At 58.9% G+C, this 16,508-nt stretch carries 13 protein-coding genes; 2 read left to right on the top strand and 11 right to left on the bottom strand.

All coding sequences use genetic code 11. The features are described 5' to 3' along the window. Positions 1-152 precede the first annotated feature (152 nt). From NOM67_RS03960 to NOM67_RS03925, 8 genes are read right to left on the bottom strand one after another with little or no spacing between them, the layout of a single operon-like run. Positions 153-911: a DUF3379 domain-containing protein gene (locus tag NOM67_RS03960; RefSeq protein ID WP_156852706.1), complete on the bottom strand. Its 759-nt coding sequence runs from the start codon at positions 909-911 to the stop codon at positions 153-155. Continuing rightward, the gene (locus NOM67_RS03955) at positions 904-1,506 is read right to left on the bottom strand and encodes a sigma-70 family RNA polymerase sigma factor (RefSeq protein WP_255935127.1); all 603 of its coding nucleotides are present in this window, start codon (positions 1,504-1,506) and stop codon (positions 904-906) included. The genes NOM67_RS03960 and NOM67_RS03955 overlap by 8 nt, the downstream gene beginning before the upstream one ends. Before the next feature lie 20 nt (positions 1,507-1,526). Next, the gene (locus NOM67_RS03950) at positions 1,527-3,023 is read right to left on the bottom strand and encodes a hypothetical protein (protein ID WP_255933972.1); all 1,497 of its coding nucleotides are present in this window, start codon (positions 3,021-3,023) and stop codon (positions 1,527-1,529) included. Continuing rightward, positions 3,017-4,480 carry a VWA domain-containing protein gene (locus NOM67_RS03945; protein ID WP_156852708.1) on the bottom strand — a complete coding sequence of 488 codons (1,464 nt, stop codon included), beginning with the start codon at positions 4,478-4,480 and terminating at the stop codon, positions 3,017-3,019. Before NOM67_RS03945 ends, NOM67_RS03950 begins: the two co-directional genes overlap by 7 nt. Next, a complete protein-coding gene (locus NOM67_RS03940; protein ID WP_156852709.1) occupies positions 4,471-5,460 on the bottom strand; it encodes a VWA domain-containing protein in 990 nt (329 codons plus the stop codon). The genes NOM67_RS03945 and NOM67_RS03940 overlap by 10 nt, the downstream gene beginning before the upstream one ends. After that, positions 5,457-5,999 (bottom strand): DUF4381 domain-containing protein, encoded by a 543-nt coding sequence (locus tag NOM67_RS03935; protein ID WP_156852710.1) that lies wholly within the window; start codon positions 5,997-5,999, stop codon positions 5,457-5,459. Before NOM67_RS03935 ends, NOM67_RS03940 begins: the two co-directional genes overlap by 4 nt. After that, complete coding sequence (locus NOM67_RS03930) at positions 5,984-6,886, bottom strand: DUF58 domain-containing protein (RefSeq protein ID WP_255933967.1); 903 nt, start codon at positions 6,884-6,886, stop codon at positions 5,984-5,986. The genes NOM67_RS03935 and NOM67_RS03930 overlap by 16 nt, the downstream gene beginning before the upstream one ends. Further along, on the bottom strand, positions 6,877-7,827 hold the full coding sequence (locus NOM67_RS03925) for a MoxR family ATPase (RefSeq protein ID WP_203976340.1): 951 nt from the start codon (positions 7,825-7,827) through the stop codon (positions 6,877-6,879). Before NOM67_RS03925 ends, NOM67_RS03930 begins: the two co-directional genes overlap by 10 nt. Before the next feature lie 183 nt (positions 7,828-8,010). Here NOM67_RS03925 and fadI point away from each other — a divergent pair, with 183 nt between their 5' ends. Both fadI and fadJ read left to right on the top strand, forming a co-directional pair. Continuing rightward, the gene (fadI, locus tag NOM67_RS03920) at positions 8,011-9,321 is read left to right on the top strand and encodes an acetyl-CoA C-acyltransferase FadI (protein ID WP_255933964.1); all 1,311 of its coding nucleotides are present in this window, start codon (positions 8,011-8,013) and stop codon (positions 9,319-9,321) included. Next, a complete protein-coding gene (gene fadJ, locus NOM67_RS03915; protein ID WP_255933962.1) occupies positions 9,321-11,444 on the top strand; it encodes a fatty acid oxidation complex subunit alpha FadJ in 2,124 nt (707 codons plus the stop codon). Before fadI ends, fadJ begins: the two co-directional genes overlap by 1 nt. A 165-nt stretch (positions 11,445-11,609) precedes the next feature. Here fadJ and NOM67_RS03910 read toward each other — a convergent pair whose 3' ends face one another. From NOM67_RS03910 to NOM67_RS03900, 3 genes are read right to left on the bottom strand one after another with little or no spacing between them, the layout of a single operon-like run. Next, positions 11,610-13,130, bottom strand: coding sequence for a SpoVR family protein (locus tag NOM67_RS03910; protein ID WP_203976334.1), 1,521 nt, complete (start codon positions 13,128-13,130; stop codon positions 11,610-11,612). Positions 13,131-13,139: 9 nt separating this feature from the next. After that, positions 13,140-14,411, bottom strand: a complete 1,272-nt coding sequence (locus tag NOM67_RS03905; RefSeq protein ID WP_182925556.1) for a YeaH/YhbH family protein — start codon at positions 14,409-14,411, stop codon at positions 13,140-13,142. A 23-nt stretch (positions 14,412-14,434) separates the two neighbouring features. Then, positions 14,435-16,357, bottom strand: a complete 1,923-nt coding sequence (locus tag NOM67_RS03900; RefSeq protein ID WP_033113275.1) for a PrkA family serine protein kinase — start codon at positions 16,355-16,357, stop codon at positions 14,435-14,437. Between the last annotated feature and the right edge of the window lie 151 nt (positions 16,358-16,508).

Genomic DNA, 16,508 nt, shown 5'->3' with positions numbered 1-16,508 from the left:
TTTTTTAGGCGAAACGGTTGATCCTGCTCACAAAAATAATTTTGCTGTTTTTCGCAATTTTGCGACAAAAAGCAGGTAATGGGTCGGGAAAGAGAGGGGAAACAGGCAGCTGGCTGATGTCGCTGCCTGTTTTTATCGATAGATTCTGTTCGTTAAATGTTCCAGTGAAGTCGTGATTGCAGGGCCGTAGCGACGGGGGCAAGCGGCTCCTTCATCTGGCCAATCAGTACCATATTTCCTCCTTTAAACTGGACGATCTCTCCTTTGAGGGTGCCATCTTCAAAACTGGGCTGCAGAGAGAGAGGAACATGCTTGGGAACCAGGAAGAGGGTAACGGGTCCCATCTTGCCCTGGATCACCATGTGCAGTGCCGGCCCCTGATAGAAGGCGCAGTGGTTGACATAGGTTACCTTGAGACCATCCATACCGCTCAGGGTCGCGCCATATTTCTCCATCTTGGCGTTGATGCTCTGCAAATTGACCCGCTCATCGATACCTTCGATAAACGGCTCCTCACCATAGACATGGGCCATCGCCACCTGAGCGAGGGAGAGTGTTTGATCGGAGCTGGCAGGCCAACTTATCCATCGGGTACTCACTCCGAGTAGAAAAGCGACGGATGCAGCCATGGCCAAGGCCCGCCAATGGGATTTCGGCACAGTGCTGCTGGCAACATGCCGCGTGTTCTCCTGTTTCTCTTCACTCTGTTGCAGGGCTTGTTTGAGCAGGATCCGCTCTGCCAGTCCTGACGGCGGCTCGATACTCATGGTACGTGCAATGTCTTGTTCGAGCGCTTTCATCTCGTCGAGATAGCGCTGATTGGCAGGGCTGGCACGGGCAGCCTCGAGGAAGTCGGGTTGCGGATCGTCGGGCTGGATCATGGCGCGACGGCGAAACTCCAGTTCATCCATGTCCATCTCCTCTTGATAATTTCTTCTGTGCCATCGCCTCTTTCAGCTGGTTGCGGGCGCGAAAAAGTCTTGTCATGACCGTGTTTTTGTTGAGCCCGAGCAGTTCGGCAATGTCCTCACCGCTAAATCCGCCCAGCACCTGCAGCATCAGGGGTTCCCGATACTCTTCGGGCAGGCGGGCAATGTGACGATGCAACCACTCGTTCTCCATCTCCTCTTCGCTGTGTAGCGCATCGGGTTGGGGTTGGGGATGGTTGTCCAGATCCACCAGATCAAACTGTTTGCGCTCGAAACGGCGGGCATTCTCCCGGCGCAAGATAGTGATCAACCAGCCTTTGGCTGCCTGATCATCCTGCAGGGCGTCGATACCCTTCCAGGCTCGCAGGAAGGTCTCCTGCACCAGATCTTCCGCGATGTGAGGATCCCTCACCAGCCAGTAGGCGTAGCGATAGATATCCTTGTGCAGCGCATGAACCAGCGCTTCGAATTTGGTTTGTTTGTCAGCCATAGGGTCATAGACCGGCAAAGTGGCCGGATCATTACCACTTTTATGAGGCTGACCCCGCTTTTTTCTAAAAAAGAGCAATAGGAGTATCTCCTGTGGTGGAGGCTGCGTTAACCCCGCAAGGGGAACCGGTGGGCCATCAGGGCAAGGAGCTGAGCAATCCCCGCTGTTTCAACATGGCAGAGATCACGGGAGATTGTGTGCCATGGCACGACCGGTGCCGAGGGCGCAAAGCAGGCGCGATCCAGCTCGGCTTGCCATCTTTGCAACTGCTCTGTATTGGCCGGTTTGGCCCAAACGGATGGGGCGAAAAGCGAGACCCAATGGCGCAGGGCCAGGCGGCTTTGTTCGCTCTGCTGGCTGGCAAGTGTTCGTTGCAGACGATAGAAGGCGAGCCAGCGCGGACTGTTGCGTCTTATGCCTCGCAGCAGCAGCGCCAGCAATACCCACCAGAGGCTCTCGTTGGCCAGTGGCAGTGACTCGCCCGCACCTTGCCGGCTGGCCGGTTGGAAAACGAGGCGAGTGGCAGGCAGCTTCGCCTGTTCTATACGACCGCTTGCGGTATTGAACCAGGGCAGGGTGAGCGCTGGTAGCTGATACTCTCCTGCCTCGCCGGCCAGCAGAGTTTGGCGCCACTCCCGTTCAAACAGCAGTTTGCCCGCCCGATAACGCTCCTGCTGCTGCTCGCCATCGGGGTGCGCTTGCAACCCGGCGGGGAGCTGCTGCGCCATAAGAGGGGCAAGCTGCACCTGACTGCTGTCGCCATTTTCGAGCGTGATGGTAATGACCCGGATCAGCGGCTCCCCCGCGTGCCCCTCTGCCGATGGCTCTATCCGCTGGGTCAGTAGCAAGCGACTGGCTACCGGCGTCGCGGGTGCTTGATCTACGCGTACCTGAAGGGGGGCAGCTCGGGCGGCAAGGCGCTGCAGCTGGCCTCCGTTTTGGGGCAATTGCCCCTGTAGTCGCGGGGAGTCGATAAGCCAGAGGCCCGGTGCCTTGGCCTGGATAAGCCAGCTTCGGGTCAATCTGCCGGGCAGCCCGCTCTGCACTGGGGGAAGCCACTCATCGCTGCCAAGGCGGCGAATGATGAAATGGGGCGAGTTGAGTTCACTGAGCCCGGGCTGCTGCATGGTGGTGGGGAGCCAGAGCGTGAGCCGATAGATCACTGGCTGACCGGGATAGAGGGGGCCCTGATGATCAATCTGGGCCTCCATCTCCAGTGCGGCTGGGCGAGGTGGTGCAGGCAGAGTCGGCTGTGGTGGGGGGGCCTTGAGTGTCAGTTCGGGTGTCCACTCGTTGCCAAGCTTGAGCGGGGTTATCACCATGCTGGCAGGATCATTTGGCTGGCTGGTCAGGTGCAACGGGATCTGCCAGCGGGTCAACTGCTGCACCGGGGTGGATACCCGACTCATGGTGACTCTGCCCACAGCAAACTGGCGCAGCAGCGGTGTGATCTCGAGCTCGTTGCCTTGACGGACCCCATCCGCCTCGATCACCAGCAACCAGTCAGCCGGGGTGGCACCAGGCAGCAATTCGGCACGTGGCTGTGCCCAGCCGTGGAGGCTCAACATCACAAGCAGTAGCGAACAGAACGTGTGCTTCACCATGGCTCTTCTACCTTGATGAGCTCACGGCGCAGCGCCTCTTTGCGCAGCCGCTGTTCCAGCAAAAGCACTGGCGGCGCAGGGGGCAGTGGTACCGCTTCAGCCGGTGTTTGCTCCGGCTTACGGGATACGTTGTTGGGCGTAGCCTCTGCAGGTGCCGTTGACTCACCGCCTTGCAGTAGCGAGAGATTATAGAGTGCATCCTCATGGCGCGGCTCAAGGGCCAGTGTGGCCAGATAGGCCTCTTTGGCTGCGGCCAGTTCCCCCAATTGGATCAGCGCATTGCCCCGGTTGTAGTGGGCGGTCGCGCTTGTTTCCTGCTCGTAGGCCGCAACGGCTTGCCGATAATCGCCAGCACGATACCAGGCGTTGCCGCGCCATACCGGGTTGCCGAATATGCTGGCTGCCAGCCGGTACTCTCCTTTCAGATAGGCTTGCATCGCCTGCTCGTCTGGTGATGCCGGTGTGGGGGAGGCTTGCGTCGGGGCTGGCGCCAGCAGTGACCAGCCGATGGTTATTGCAATGAGCAGTTGGGTGCCCACCCGGGCAAGCAACGCCAGGGGCAGTAGCGGCAACAGTAGCCAGGGGCCGAGATCGCGCGGCGCCGGGGCGAGCGCCACCGTAGTGGTCGGCAGCGGGGCAAAACGGGGAGGCTCGCTACCCAGCCACTGCAGTTCGCCACCCAGATTGCGTGCCAGGGTAGCCATGGCTTCGCTCTGTGGTGCGGCCAGTCGGGCTGGGGAGCGTGTGGCAAAACCCAGCTCATTGGCCGGAATGGGTGGCATGGCCGCAGGTTCTGCACTGCTGGCAAGGAGAATATCGAGTCGAGGGCTATTGCTGTTGTGACAGAAAAGGCTCTCCTGACAGGGCCACAGCGCGGCAATCTCATCCATCTGTTTGTTACTCAGGCCGTCGGTGATGAGCAGCAGACGTGCCTGCTCACCGGGGGCAATCTGTTTCATGGCAAGGGCGATGGCCCGCGCGGGGTTACTGCCTTGCAACGGCATGATGTCGGGGCGCAGATCGGGCAGCAGCAGGGCGATGGCTTGATGATCCCGGGTGGGGGGCATGGCGAGATAGGCGTCGCCAGCGTAGAGAACGAGCGCAATCCGGGCGTTGTTGGCAGTGCCAAGCAGTTGCTGAAGTTGCAGCCTGACCCAGGTAGCACGATCCGGTTTTAGGTCGGTGGCCTGCATCGAGCGGGAGAGATCCAGGATCCAGATATCGAGCGGCGCGGCCGGTTGCGCTTGCCCCTCACTGCGCAGGGCGGGGCCGCTGAGTGCCAGAATGACCGGTAGCGTCGCCAGCCAGAGCCAGGGGCGAGCCGGTTTAGCTTCTGGCAACAGGTAGGCACGCATGGCAGGAGCCAGCATGGGGGGCTGGCGACGCCGCCGCCATCCCTGCCAGAGCCAGGGAATGAGCGCCAGTAGCCAAAGTGGCCTGAGCAGGATCAGATCCATCGTCTCATTCTCAGCAGCAGGGCGCGGGTAAATCGGTTATCTACCCCGCCATGGCCTGCGGGCAGCAGTAACAACGCACAGGCCAGCGCCAGCGGCCAGGGGTAAAGCTCTGTCACCGGTTGATAGTGGGCGACGGGGTGGGCGGTCGGTTCCAGCTGGTTGATGGCCTCGTTGATCGCCTCCAGATCGTTCTGGCTGCGGGCGCGAAAATAGCGCCCATTGCCAATTTGGGCCAGCTGCTTGAGCAGGGGCTCATCAAGCTCGCTGCTGGGATCGCTCTGATCTGCGCCAGCGTCATTGAAAGGCTGCACAAAGGTATCGGGGTCGGCTCCGACCCCAAGGGTGTAGATACGTATCCCCTGAGCTGTGGCGAGTTTGGCCTCTTGCTCCGGATCGGCACTGCCTGCGGTATTGCGCCCATCGGTTACCAGCAGCAGCGCCGTCGGACGACCCCGCTCGGCATGCTGGCGTGCCAGCAGGATCGCTTCACCAAGGGCGGTGGTACGGCCAACCAGATCAAAATCGAGTTCATCGCTCAATGTCAGCAGCGCAGGGATCTCCTGGGTCAGGGGAGAGAGCAGGTAGGCGTGATCGGCAAAGACGACCAGCGCGATCCGATCGCCGGCGCGCTGGGCGATCAATCTCTTGATTTGCTGGCGAACCGCCGTCAGGCGCGCCAGCTGCTCGCCGCTATCGAGCATATCCGGGGTGCGCATGCTATCGGAGAGATCGACCGCCAGCAGCAGATCACGGCTCCCCTGATAGCGCACCACCGGCTCTTCCCACCACTGGGGACGGCAGAGCGCCGCAATCAGGGCGCACCAGATAAGCCCCGCTCGCCACAAAGACATGCCTGCATGGGCGTGCAGCAGGGGAAAGCCGGGGTGGGCAAGATAACCGTGGCGCAGGGGCGGCAGGCCGAAGCGCATCAGCAATGGTAGTACCAGCGCGAGAGCAAACCAGGGCCAGGCAAGGGTCATCGGTTTCCCCTTGTTCGGCTCTTGCTCGCCTGCCGTGGCTTGTACAGAAAATAGGTACGTCCCCAGCGGTAATAGTTTTGTTTAAGCTGCTCGCTCTGTTCGTGGTCGGGTGACTGATTGCCATAAAGCCAGCTGCTCCAGTGGTGGGCAAACTGGCTGAAGCGGGTGCTGCCCTGACGATCCAGAAACGCGAGCCACTCCTCGCCCTGCAACAGGCGAGACTCGGGCCAGCGATGCAGGGCCTCCTGGCGCAGGTGATCCTGGATGCGATTGACCAGCAGCTGTGGATCGCCTTCCAGCTGCCTGCACCAGCGCCTGTATTGCTGTACTCGCATTGCCAATCTGATGATCAGCACCAGTAGCAAAACGAGGATCAGGAGCCATAACAGAGCTTGTAAACGGGGATCGAGGAGTTGCTCGCCAACCTCGGGGCCTGGATGAATGTCCCGTATCTTGTCTTTCAGCAGGGCGTTCAGGGGGGCAGTAATGGCCTCTGATGCCGGACTGCTGGTCAGGAGTAGCGCTATCCCTGATGACATAACCCCTCCTGCCACTGTTGTTGCAGTGTCCGACCGTTATCGAGCAGATAGAGCCGCTGTACCAGCGGCAGCAGCTGTTGCCTGCCCAGTTGCAGTTGCTGCTCGGCCGCCTGCTGGTAGCGATGGGAAAAACCGCTGTGCTGTCCATCGAGCCAACCCTGATAGGGGGCTGAAGCCCGGTTGATGGCTACCGGCAGCAAACCACTTGGTGGCAGCACGGCTTCCAGCGGATCACGGATCTGCCAGTAGTGAATATCGTGACGCAGCGAAAGGTGTTGCAGTCGTTGGCAGAGCGCTGATTCACAGGGGCGGTGATCGGTAATGACGGTCAATCTGGCTCCATGGGGGAGTGCCGTTTGTCCGAGAGTATCGGCCAGTGTCTGGGAAAGCGGCTGGCGGGCCAGCCCCTGCCGGTAGTGGTGGCAAAGGGATTCGAGCAGTGGCAGCACGTTGCCCCGCTGGCTCTGGCGATGGGGGGCAATCCCATGGCAAATCAGGGTGTTGTGCTGTTTCTCATGTCGCCAGATAAGGGCGGCCGCCAGCTCGCAGCCAAGGCGAGCCTTGAGCTGCATGGTGGAGCCGAAATACATGGCGGGGGAGAGATCGAGCAGCAGCCAGTGCGCCTGATCCTGCTCTTCACGATATAGACGGGTGTAAGGGCGCCCAAGGCGCGCCGTCACCCGCCAGTCGATATGACGTACCTCGTCACCCGCCTGATAGGCGCGCAGCTCGCGAAAGGTGAGCCCGGGAGTGCGACCCGGTTTGCCGCGTTCGCTGCTACTTCTGCCCGCGCGGGGGGGCGCCTTGGCCTTGGCCCAGTAGCGGATCTTGATCAACTGTGGCAGCGGCAGGGCGATATCAGGATGGAGGTCCGGCGCTAGGGGCATGGCACCTGATCCAGTAGCTGGGCGATCAGGGTGTCGTTATCCAGATTGTCCGCCAGGGCCTGATAGCTTGGGATAAGGCGGTGACGCAGCACCGGATAGGCTTGCAGCTGGATATCTTCCGGCAGCACGAAATCCCGTCCCGCCAGCCAGGCGCGGGCACGGGCTGTACGGGCCAGTGCCAGCGTGGCTCTCGGGCTTGCCCCCACCGCGAGCAGCGGTTCAAGGGCAGGGCAGAGGCCGCTACCGGGGCGAGTTGCGCAGACCAGCTCTACCAGATAGTGTTCAAGCCTGCCCTGCATGCTGACCGCCAGCACTTCGCTGCGAGCAACTTGCAAGGCGGTCTGGCTCAGGGTCACTGGCGCTGCGCCAAGCTGTTCGCCACCGGCATTGAGCTGCAAGATGGCGAGCTCCATGGCCGGGCTCGGATAATCGACTATCAGTTTGAGCAAAAAACGGTCGAGCTGTGCTTCCGGCAGGGGATAGGTTCCCTCCTGCTCGATGGGGTTCTGGGTGGCGGCCACCATAAAGAGCGGCGGCAGGCGCCAGCTCTTTTTGCCCACGGTAATTTGGTGTTCTGCCATCGCCTCCAGCAGCGCAGATTGCACCTTGGCCGGCGCCCGGTTGATCTCGTCCGCCAGTATCAGATGATTGAACAGGGGGCCGGGCTGGAATACAAAACTGGCATCCTGCGGGTGAAACACCTCGCTGCCGGTCAGATCTGCCGGCAGCAGGTCGGGGGTGAACTGGATGCGGGCGAAGCGCCCCTCGACAGCACCAGCGAGTGCCTTGACGGCGCGGGTTTTGGCAAGGCCGGGAGCCCCTTCGATTAATACATGTCCTTCACATAACAGGGCGATCAACAGCCCTTCGATGAGCTCATCCTGTCCCAGAATTTGACTGGCAAGATAGTCCCTCAGTTGTTTGAACTCCGCCGCTGCCATGCGATAAACCCGTTGTTTTTATGGAAGTTGATCTTTTTATACTCCACTTGAGCCACAAGGGCGAGTGAAGGGCGCCAGCCTTGCTGAATTTAGTTTCAATCAGCTGTATGAAACTTGTGATTGGATTGTTAAGATGTGGCGCAATGAGGTCAGACCTCTCCCTTATAAACCCAAGGAGCCAGGATGAAACAGCCATTGAAACTGACGACTCGCCAGGGCGAACGGATTGCCGTCGTGGCGGGGCTGCGCACCCCATTCGCCAAGCAGGCGACCGCCTATCATGGCGTCCCTGCGGTGGATCTCGGCAAGCTGGTGGTGAGCGAGATGCTCGCCCGCACCGATCTCGACCCCAAGCTTATCGACCAGCTGGTGTTTGGCCAGGTGGTTCAGATGCCGGAAGCCCCCAACATTGCCCGTGAAATCGTGCTCGGCACCGGTATGAGCGTCAACACTGATGCCTATAGCGTCTCTCGTGCCTGTGCCACCAGTTTTCAGGCGGTGGCCAACGTCACGGAATCCATCATGGCCGGTACGGTAGATATCGCCATCGCCGGTGGTGCTGACTCCTCTTCCGTGTTGCCTATCGGGGTGAGCAAGAAGCTGGCACGCGCTCTGGTGGATCTCAACAAGGCGCGCAATCTGCAGCAGCGTTTCAATATTTTGCGCCAGTTGCGGGTCAAGGATCTGCTGCCGGTGCCGCCTGCGGTGGCGGAATACTCCACTGGCCTCTCCATGGGGCAGACCGCCGAGCAGATGGCCAAGAGCCACCAGATCAGCCGCGAAGCGCAAGATGCGTTGGCTCATCGTTCTCACACCCTGGCCGCACAGGCCTGGGCCGAGGGCAAGCTTAGTGGCGAGGTGTTTACCGCCCATGTACCGCCCTACAAGTCGCCGCTCGAGCGGGACAACAATATCCGCGAAAGCTCGGAGTTGGCGAGCTACGCCAAGCTCAAGCCAGTGTTTGATCGGATTCATGGCACCGTCACTGCAGCCAACGCCACCCCGCTGACCGACGGCGCCGCCGCTGTGTTGCTGATGCGGGAAGGGCGGGCGAAAGAGCTGGGCCTGGAACCGCTAGGCTATATCCGCAGCTTCGCCTTCTCGGCTATCGATGTGTGGCAAGACATGCTGATGGGGCCCTCCTATGCCTCGCCACTGGCGCTGGACAGAGCCGGTATCACGCTCAGTGATCTCACCTTGATCGACATGCACGAAGCCTTTGCCGCCCAGACCCTGGCCAATCTCAAGATGTTTGCCAGCACCGAGTTTGCCCGTGACAAGCTAGGCCGCGATCAGGCCATCGGCGAGGTGGACATGGAGAAGTTCAACGTCCTCGGTGGTTCGCTGGCCTATGGCCACCCCTTTGCCGCGACCGGTGCGCGGATGATAACCCAGACCCTGCATGAGCTGCGTCGTCGTGGTGGGGGATTGGGACTCAACACCGCCTGTGCGGCGGGTGGATTGGGCGTGGCTATGGTGTTGGAGGTTGAATAATGAGCGCTAAGACTTTTTCCCTGGATGTTCGCCATGATGGCATTGGTATTCTCACCATGGATGTGCCAGGCGAGAGCATGAATACCCTGAAAGCCGCCTTTGTGGAGGAGATCCGCACCGTGCTGGCCGAGGTGAAACGCAACAAGGATTTGATCGGTCTGGTGATCACCTCCGGCAAGAAGGACTCTTTCATCGCCGGAGCCGACATCACTATGCTGGCCGCCTGCACCAGTGCCAAGGATGCAGAAACCCTGTCGCGAGAAGGACAGGTTATCTTTGCCGAGATCGAGTCATTGACCATCCCGGTGATCGCCGCTATTCACGGCCCTTGCCTCGGCGGCGGGCTGGAGCTGGCGCTGGCCTGTCATGGTCGGGTGGTGACCGATCACGGTAAAACCGTGCTTGGTCTGCCCGAGGTGCAACTTGGTCTGCTGCCAGGATCCGGTGGTACCCAGCGCCTGCCGCGCCTTATCGGGGTGGCCAAGGCGCTTGATCTGATGCTGACCGGCAAGCATGTGCGGGCCAAACAGGCCAAAAAACTGGGGCTGGTGGACGATATGGTGCCGCCCTCCATCTTGCTGGATGCTGCAATAAAGCTGGCCAAGAAGGGCAAGCCCCGCCACGAGTTGAAGCGGGATCTGCAGGGCAAGCTGCTGGAGACCAACAAGCTTGGCCGCAAGGTGCTGTTCGATCAGGCACGTAAAGGGGTGATGAGCAAGACGCGTGGTAACTACCCTGCGCCGGAGCGGATCCTGGATGTGGTGCGCATTGGTGTGGAGGAGGGGATGCAGGCTGGCCTCGCCGCCGAGTCCCGCCACTTCGGCGAGCTGGTGATGACAGCCGAGTCTGCTGCCCTGCGTTCTATCTTCTTTGCCACCACAGAAATGAAGAAAGAGGTCACCTATCAGGGGGCCGAGCCGCGCAAGGTGGGCCACGCGGCCGTGCTGGGTGGTGGTCTGATGGGGGGGGGCATCGCATTCGTCACCGCCACCAAGGCGGGCGTACCGGTGCGGATCAAGGATGTGGCAAGCGCCGGGATCGGCAATGCCATGCGCTACAGCTACGACATCCTGGCCAAGAAACTCAAGCGCCGTCATATCCTGCGCAGTGAGCTTGAGAAGCAGATGAGCTTGCTGACCGGTACTCTGGACTACTCCGGTTTCCACCGGGTCGACATGGTGGTGGAGGCGGTGTTTGAAGATCTCAATCTCAAACACCAGATGGTGAAGGATGTGGAGCGTGAGTGTGGTGAACACACAGTGTTTGCCTCCAATACCTCGTCACTGCCCATCAACCAGATAGCTTCAGTGGCGAGCCACCCCGAGCGGATTATCGGTTTGCACTACTTCAGTCCGGTCGACAAGATGCCGCTGGCGGAGATCATCCCCCACGCCGGCACCAGTGCCGAGACCGTGGCCACCACGCTGGCCTTCGCCCGCGCACAGGGCAAAACGCCTATCGTGGTGAAGGACGAGGCCGGTTTCTACGTCAACCGCATCCTCGCTCCCTACATGAACGAAGCAGCACGTCTGGTGTTGGAAGGGGAGCCGGTAGAAGTGTTGGATAGCGCGTTGCTCGACTTCGGTTTCCCGGTTGGCCCCATCACCCTGCTTGACGAAGTGGGCATTGATGTGGGGGCCAAGATTTCCCCCATCCTCGAAAAAGAGTTGGGTGGCGAGCAGTTCCAGGCACCCAAGGCGTTCGACAAGCTGCTGCAAAACGATCGCAAGGGGCGCAAGAACGGCAAGGGCTTCTACCTCTATGGCAAGGCAGCCAAAGGTAAGAAGAAGGTGGATGAGAGCGTCTACGATGTGCTGGGGATCAAGCCGGTGGCCAAACTTGCCAGGCAGGATATTGCCGAGCGTTGTGTGCTGCTGATGCTCAATGAAGCGGCCATGACCCTTGACAGTGGTGTGGTTGCATCGGCCCGTGACGGCGATATCGGGGCCATCTTTGGTATCGGTTTCCCGCCCTTCCTCGGTGGCCCGTTCCGCTATATGGACAAGCTCGGTATCGATCATCTGGTTGGCCGTCTGGAGTATTACCAGAAGCGCCATGGTGATCGGTTCGCCCCTTGCGCCCGACTCAAGGCGATGGCCGCGGAGCAGCAAACCTTCTATTGATAACAACTGCAGATTGATCGCAAGCCAAATAGGCCCGTACAGCATGCGGGCCTCTTTCTATGTTGTGGTTTGTTCGGGTTTTCAGGTGGTGCTGCGATGATGCAGGCAGAGGCGAAGGCCGAAAAAATGGCCCACCGAAGTGAGCCATTTGCGAGGTCGCATGGTTCAGATACCCGGCTTACGCTCCGGGCAGCGGCCGATGATATCTGCAGGCAGATCACCGTTATCCTGCTCCAGCACCACGTCGAATCCCCACAGCTGATGGAGGTGTTTGAGCACCTCATGGCGTGAGTCGCCAAGGGGTATGCGGTTGTGGGGGACATAGCGCAGGGTAAGGGAACGATCCCCTTTTACTGCCACGTTGTAGACCTGAATATTGGGCTCCAGATTGCTGAGGTTGTACTGGGCCGACAAAGTATTACGCACCTGACGATAGCCCTCGTCATTGTGAATGGCTGAGACCTTCAGATAGTTCTTCAGATCATCGTCATCAATGGCGAACAGCTTCATATCCCGCATTACCTTCGGGCTTAAGAACTGGCTGATAAAGCTCTCATCCTTGAAGTTCTGCATGGCAAAATGCAGCGTATCCACCCAGTTGCTGCCAGCGTAATCGGGGAACCAGTATCTGTCCTCCTCGGTCGGGTTTTCGCATATGCGGCGCAGGTCGGTAAACATGGCAAACCCCAGCGCATAGGGGTTGATCCCCGAGTAGTAGCGACTGTTGTAAGCAGGTTGATAGACCACATTGGTATGGCTGTGCAGCACCTCCATCATGAAGCGATCGCTCAGCTTGCCCTCGTCATAGAGGTGATTGAGGATGGTGTAGTGCCAGAAGGTAGCCCACCCCTCGTTCATCACCTGGGTCTGCTTTTGCGGATAGAAGTACTGGCTGATCTTGCGCACGATGCGCACTATTTCGCGCTGCCAAGGTTCCAGCAGGGGGGCATTCTTCTCGATGAAATAGAGAATGTTCTCCTGAGGTTCGGCAGGGTAGCGTCTGTCCTCCACCCCAGCAGCTTTATGCTGCTTGGGCAGGGTACGCCACAGCTCGTTGACCTGAGTCTGCAGATAATCTTCCCGCGCCTTCTGACGCCGTTTCTCCTCGGCCATCGAGATCTTCTGGGGACGCTTGTAGCGATCGACCCCGAAGTTCATCAGGGCATGGCAGGAGTCGAGCAACTGCTCCACCGCTTCTATACCGTGCTTCTCTTCACACTGGGTGATGTAGTTCTTGGCGAATAGCAGGTAGTCGATGATGGAGGAGGCATCGGTCCAGGCCTTGAACAGGTAGTTGTTCTTGAAGAAGGAGTTGTGACCGTAGCAGGCGTGGGCCATCACCAGTGCCTGCATCGGCATGGTGTTCTCCTCCATCAGGTAGGCGATGCAGGGATCCGAGTTGATGACGATCTCGTAGGCCAGTCCCATTTGGCCGCGCTTGTAGTTGCGCTCGGTATGGATAAAGCGCTTGCCGAACGACCAGTGCTGATAGCCGATGGGCATGCCGACGCTGGAGTAGGCATCCATCATCTGCTCGGCGGTGATCACCTCGATCTGGTTGGGGTAGGTGTCCAGCTTGTAGAAGCGGGCGACCCGAGCGATCTCTTGGTGATAGGTATCCAGCAGATCGAAGTTCCAGTCAGGCCCATCATCCAGTGGCGCTACACGTTTTTCAGTTTCGATCATGTGACCTCCTCACGCCGCTTGTTTCTTGAACAGCTCCCGGAATACCGGATAGATATCCTCGACCTTGCGAATATGCTCCATCGCAAAGTGGGGGAACTGGCTGGCCACTGATTCATACTCATGCCACAAGGTCTGGTGGGCACGGGTGGTTATTTCGATGTAGGAGTAGTAGCGCACCCTTGGCATGATGTCCCGCGCCAGAATTTCTCGGCATTGCGGTGAATCATCTGCCCAGTTGTCACCATCCGACGCCTGCGCCGCATAGATGTTCCACTGGTTGGCGGGGTAACGCTCGTTGATGATGTCGTTCATCATCTTGAGCGCACTGGAGACGATGGTGCCGCCAGTCTCCTGGGAGTAGAAGAACTCGTGCTCGTCCACCTCCTTGGCCTGGGTGTGGTGGCGGATGTAGACCACCTCTACGTTCTTGTAGGTCCGGCTCAGGAACAGATAGAGCAGGATATAGAAACGCTTGGCCATCTCCTTGGTGGCCTGATCCATGGAGCCCGAGACGTCCATCAGACAGAACATCACCGCCTGACTGGAAGGGACGGGCCGTTTGACGAAATTGTTGAACTTGAGATCGAAGGTGTCGATAAATGGCACCGCATCGATCCGCCGTTTCAGCTCGCGGATCTCCTTCTCGAGCTGGGCAATTTCGGCAAAGTGTTCGTTGGGATCGGCGGCCAGCTGTGCCAGTCGCTCTTCCAGTTCATGCAACTGGCGCTTTTTGCCAGCTTGCAACGCCATGCGACGCGCCAGCGAGTTTTGTAGCGAGCGCACCACGTTGATGTTGGCGGGCACCCCGTTGGAGGTGTAGCCCGCCCGATAGGTTTTGACTTCCATCAGCTGATTGAGCTGGGTTTTCTGCAGTCTGGGCAGCTCCAGATCTTCAAACAGCAGATCGAGATACTCATCCTTGGAGATCTGGAACACGAAATCATCGGCTCCTTCCCCCTGATTGGATGCCTGCCCCTCGCCAGAACCCTGTCCGCCGCCCCCTCCTTTGGGGCGGTCAATCTTGTCGCCGGAGACGAATTGATCATTGCCGGGATGCACCATCTCCCGTTTACCGCCTTGCCCTTGATGGAAATGGGGCTCGCCGATGTCCTTGGTCGGGATGCTGATGCTCTCGCCCTTGTCTACGTCCTGAATGCTGCGCTTGGAGACAGCATCAGAGACCGCTTGTTTTATCTGCTTCTTGTAACGGCGGATGAAGCGCTGCCGATTGACAGCGCTTTTGTTTTTGCCGTTGAGCCTGCGGTCGATAAAATGCGCCATAACTCCCCCTTGAACAGTCAGGGTCAGGATGACTTGCGTACCCTGAGATACCATTCGGAGAGCAGTCGCACCTGTTTACGGGTGTAGCCTTTCTCCATCATCCGTTCGACAAAGTTATCGTGCTTCTTCTGCTCCTCGGCCGAGGTTTTGCTGTTGAAGGAGATAACCGGCAGCAGCTCTTCCGTGTTGGAGAACATCTTCTTCTCAATCACGGTGCGCAGCTTCTCGTAACTGGTCCAGTTGGGGTTACGGCCTGCATTGTTAGCCCGGGCACGCAGCACGAAGTTGACGATTTCGTTACGGAAATCTTTCGGGTTGCTGATCCCGGCGGGTTTTTCAATCTTCTCCAGCTCGCTGTTGAGCGAAGCCCGATCAAACAGCTGGCCGGTTTCGGGGTCACGGTACTCCTGATCCTGGATCCAGAAGTCGGCGTAGGTGACGTAGCGATCGAAGATGTTCTGGCCGTACTCGGAGTAGGACTCGAGATAGGCGGTCTGGATCTCCTTGCCGATGAACTCCACATAGCGCGGGGTCAGATAGCCCTTGATGAACTCAAGGTAGCGATCGTGCAGCTCTTGCGGGAACTGCTCACGCTCGATCTGCTGCTCCAGCACATAGAAGAGGTGCACCGGGTTGGCGGCCACTTCCGCGTGGTCGAAGTTGAAGACGCGGGAGAGGATCTTGAACGCAAAGCGGGTAGAGAGACCATTCATCCCCTCGTCCACACCGGCGTAGTCGCGATACTCCTGATAGCTCTTCGCCTTCGGATCGGTGTCTTTGAGGCTTTCGCCATCATAGACCCGCATCTTGGAGTAGATGCTGGAGTTTTCGGGTTCTTTCAGCCGTGACAACACCGAGAACTGGCCCAGTAACTCGAGGGTTCCGGGGGCGCATTTAGCCTCGGTGAGCTCGCTGTTAACCAGCAGCTTCTCGTAGATCTTCACCTCCTCGGAGACGCGCAGGCAGTAAGGCACCTTGACGATGTAGACCCGGTCGAGGAAGGCCTCGTTGTTCTTGTTGTTGCGGAACTGCTGCCACTCGGATTCGTTGGAGTGAGCCAGCAAGATGCCGTCAAAGGGGAGGGCTGAGAGCCCTTCGGTACCGTTGTAGTTCCCCTCCTGAGTTGCAGTAAGCAGCGGGTGCAGCACCTTGATAGGCGCTTTGAACATCTCCACGAATTCCATCACACCCTGGTTCGCCTTGCACAGCGCACCGGAGTAGGAGTAGGCATCGGCGTCATCCTGGGCGAAGTGCTCCAGCATGCGGATATCTACCTTGCCGACCAGTGAGGAGATGTCCTGGTTGTTGTCATCACCGGGTTCAGTCTTGGCGATGGCGATTTGATCGAGGATGGAGGGGTTGACCTTCTCCACCTTGAACTTGGTGATGTCGCCGCCAAACTCGTGCAGGCGCTTGGCAACCCAGGGGGACATGATGGGGCGCAGATAACGGCGCGGAATGCCGTACTCTTTTTCCAGAATTTCGCCATCCTCTTCGATGTCAAACAGACAGAAGGGGTGATCGTTGACCGGTGAGCCCTTGATACGATAGATGGGCACCTTCTGCATCAGGGATTTCAGTTTTTCTGCCAGCGAGGATTTACCGCCGCCAACGGGGCCCAACAGATAGAGGATCTGTTTCTTCTCCTCCAGCCCCTGGGCGGAGTGTTTGAGGTAGGAGACAATCTGCTCGATCGCCTCTTCCATACCGTAGAAATCTTTGAATGCCGGATAGCGTGCCACGACGCGGTTGGAGAAAAGCCGGCTCAGTCTGGGGTTGGCAGAGGTGTCTACCATCTCAGGTTCACCGATGGCGGTCAGCAGACGTTCGGCCGCAGAGGCGTAGCAGGCTTTGTCCTGCTTGCACATATCCAGAAACTCCTGGATGGTGTACTCCTCTTCCCTTGCCTTTTCGTATCGCTGTTGGTAGTGCTCGAAGATGCCCATAACTTTGCCCTCGTTATAGTCGCTTGCCCTGAAAAAGTTGGATGACTGCTTTTGTGTTGTTTGCAATGTTAAGCCTAGTCAACAGCCCCCAGTAATCCATCAAGGTCGATTGGTTAAATGCGGAGGAAACCTGCCCGATCCTTGTGCGGGA

It is taken from the genome of Aeromonas sp. SG16 (assembly GCF_024436135.1).
Lineage (GTDB): Bacteria > Pseudomonadota > Gammaproteobacteria > Enterobacterales > Aeromonadaceae > Aeromonas > Aeromonas jandaei.
The sequence above is the reverse complement of the archived record's forward strand: the minus strand, read 5'-3'. Positions and strand labels throughout refer to the sequence as shown.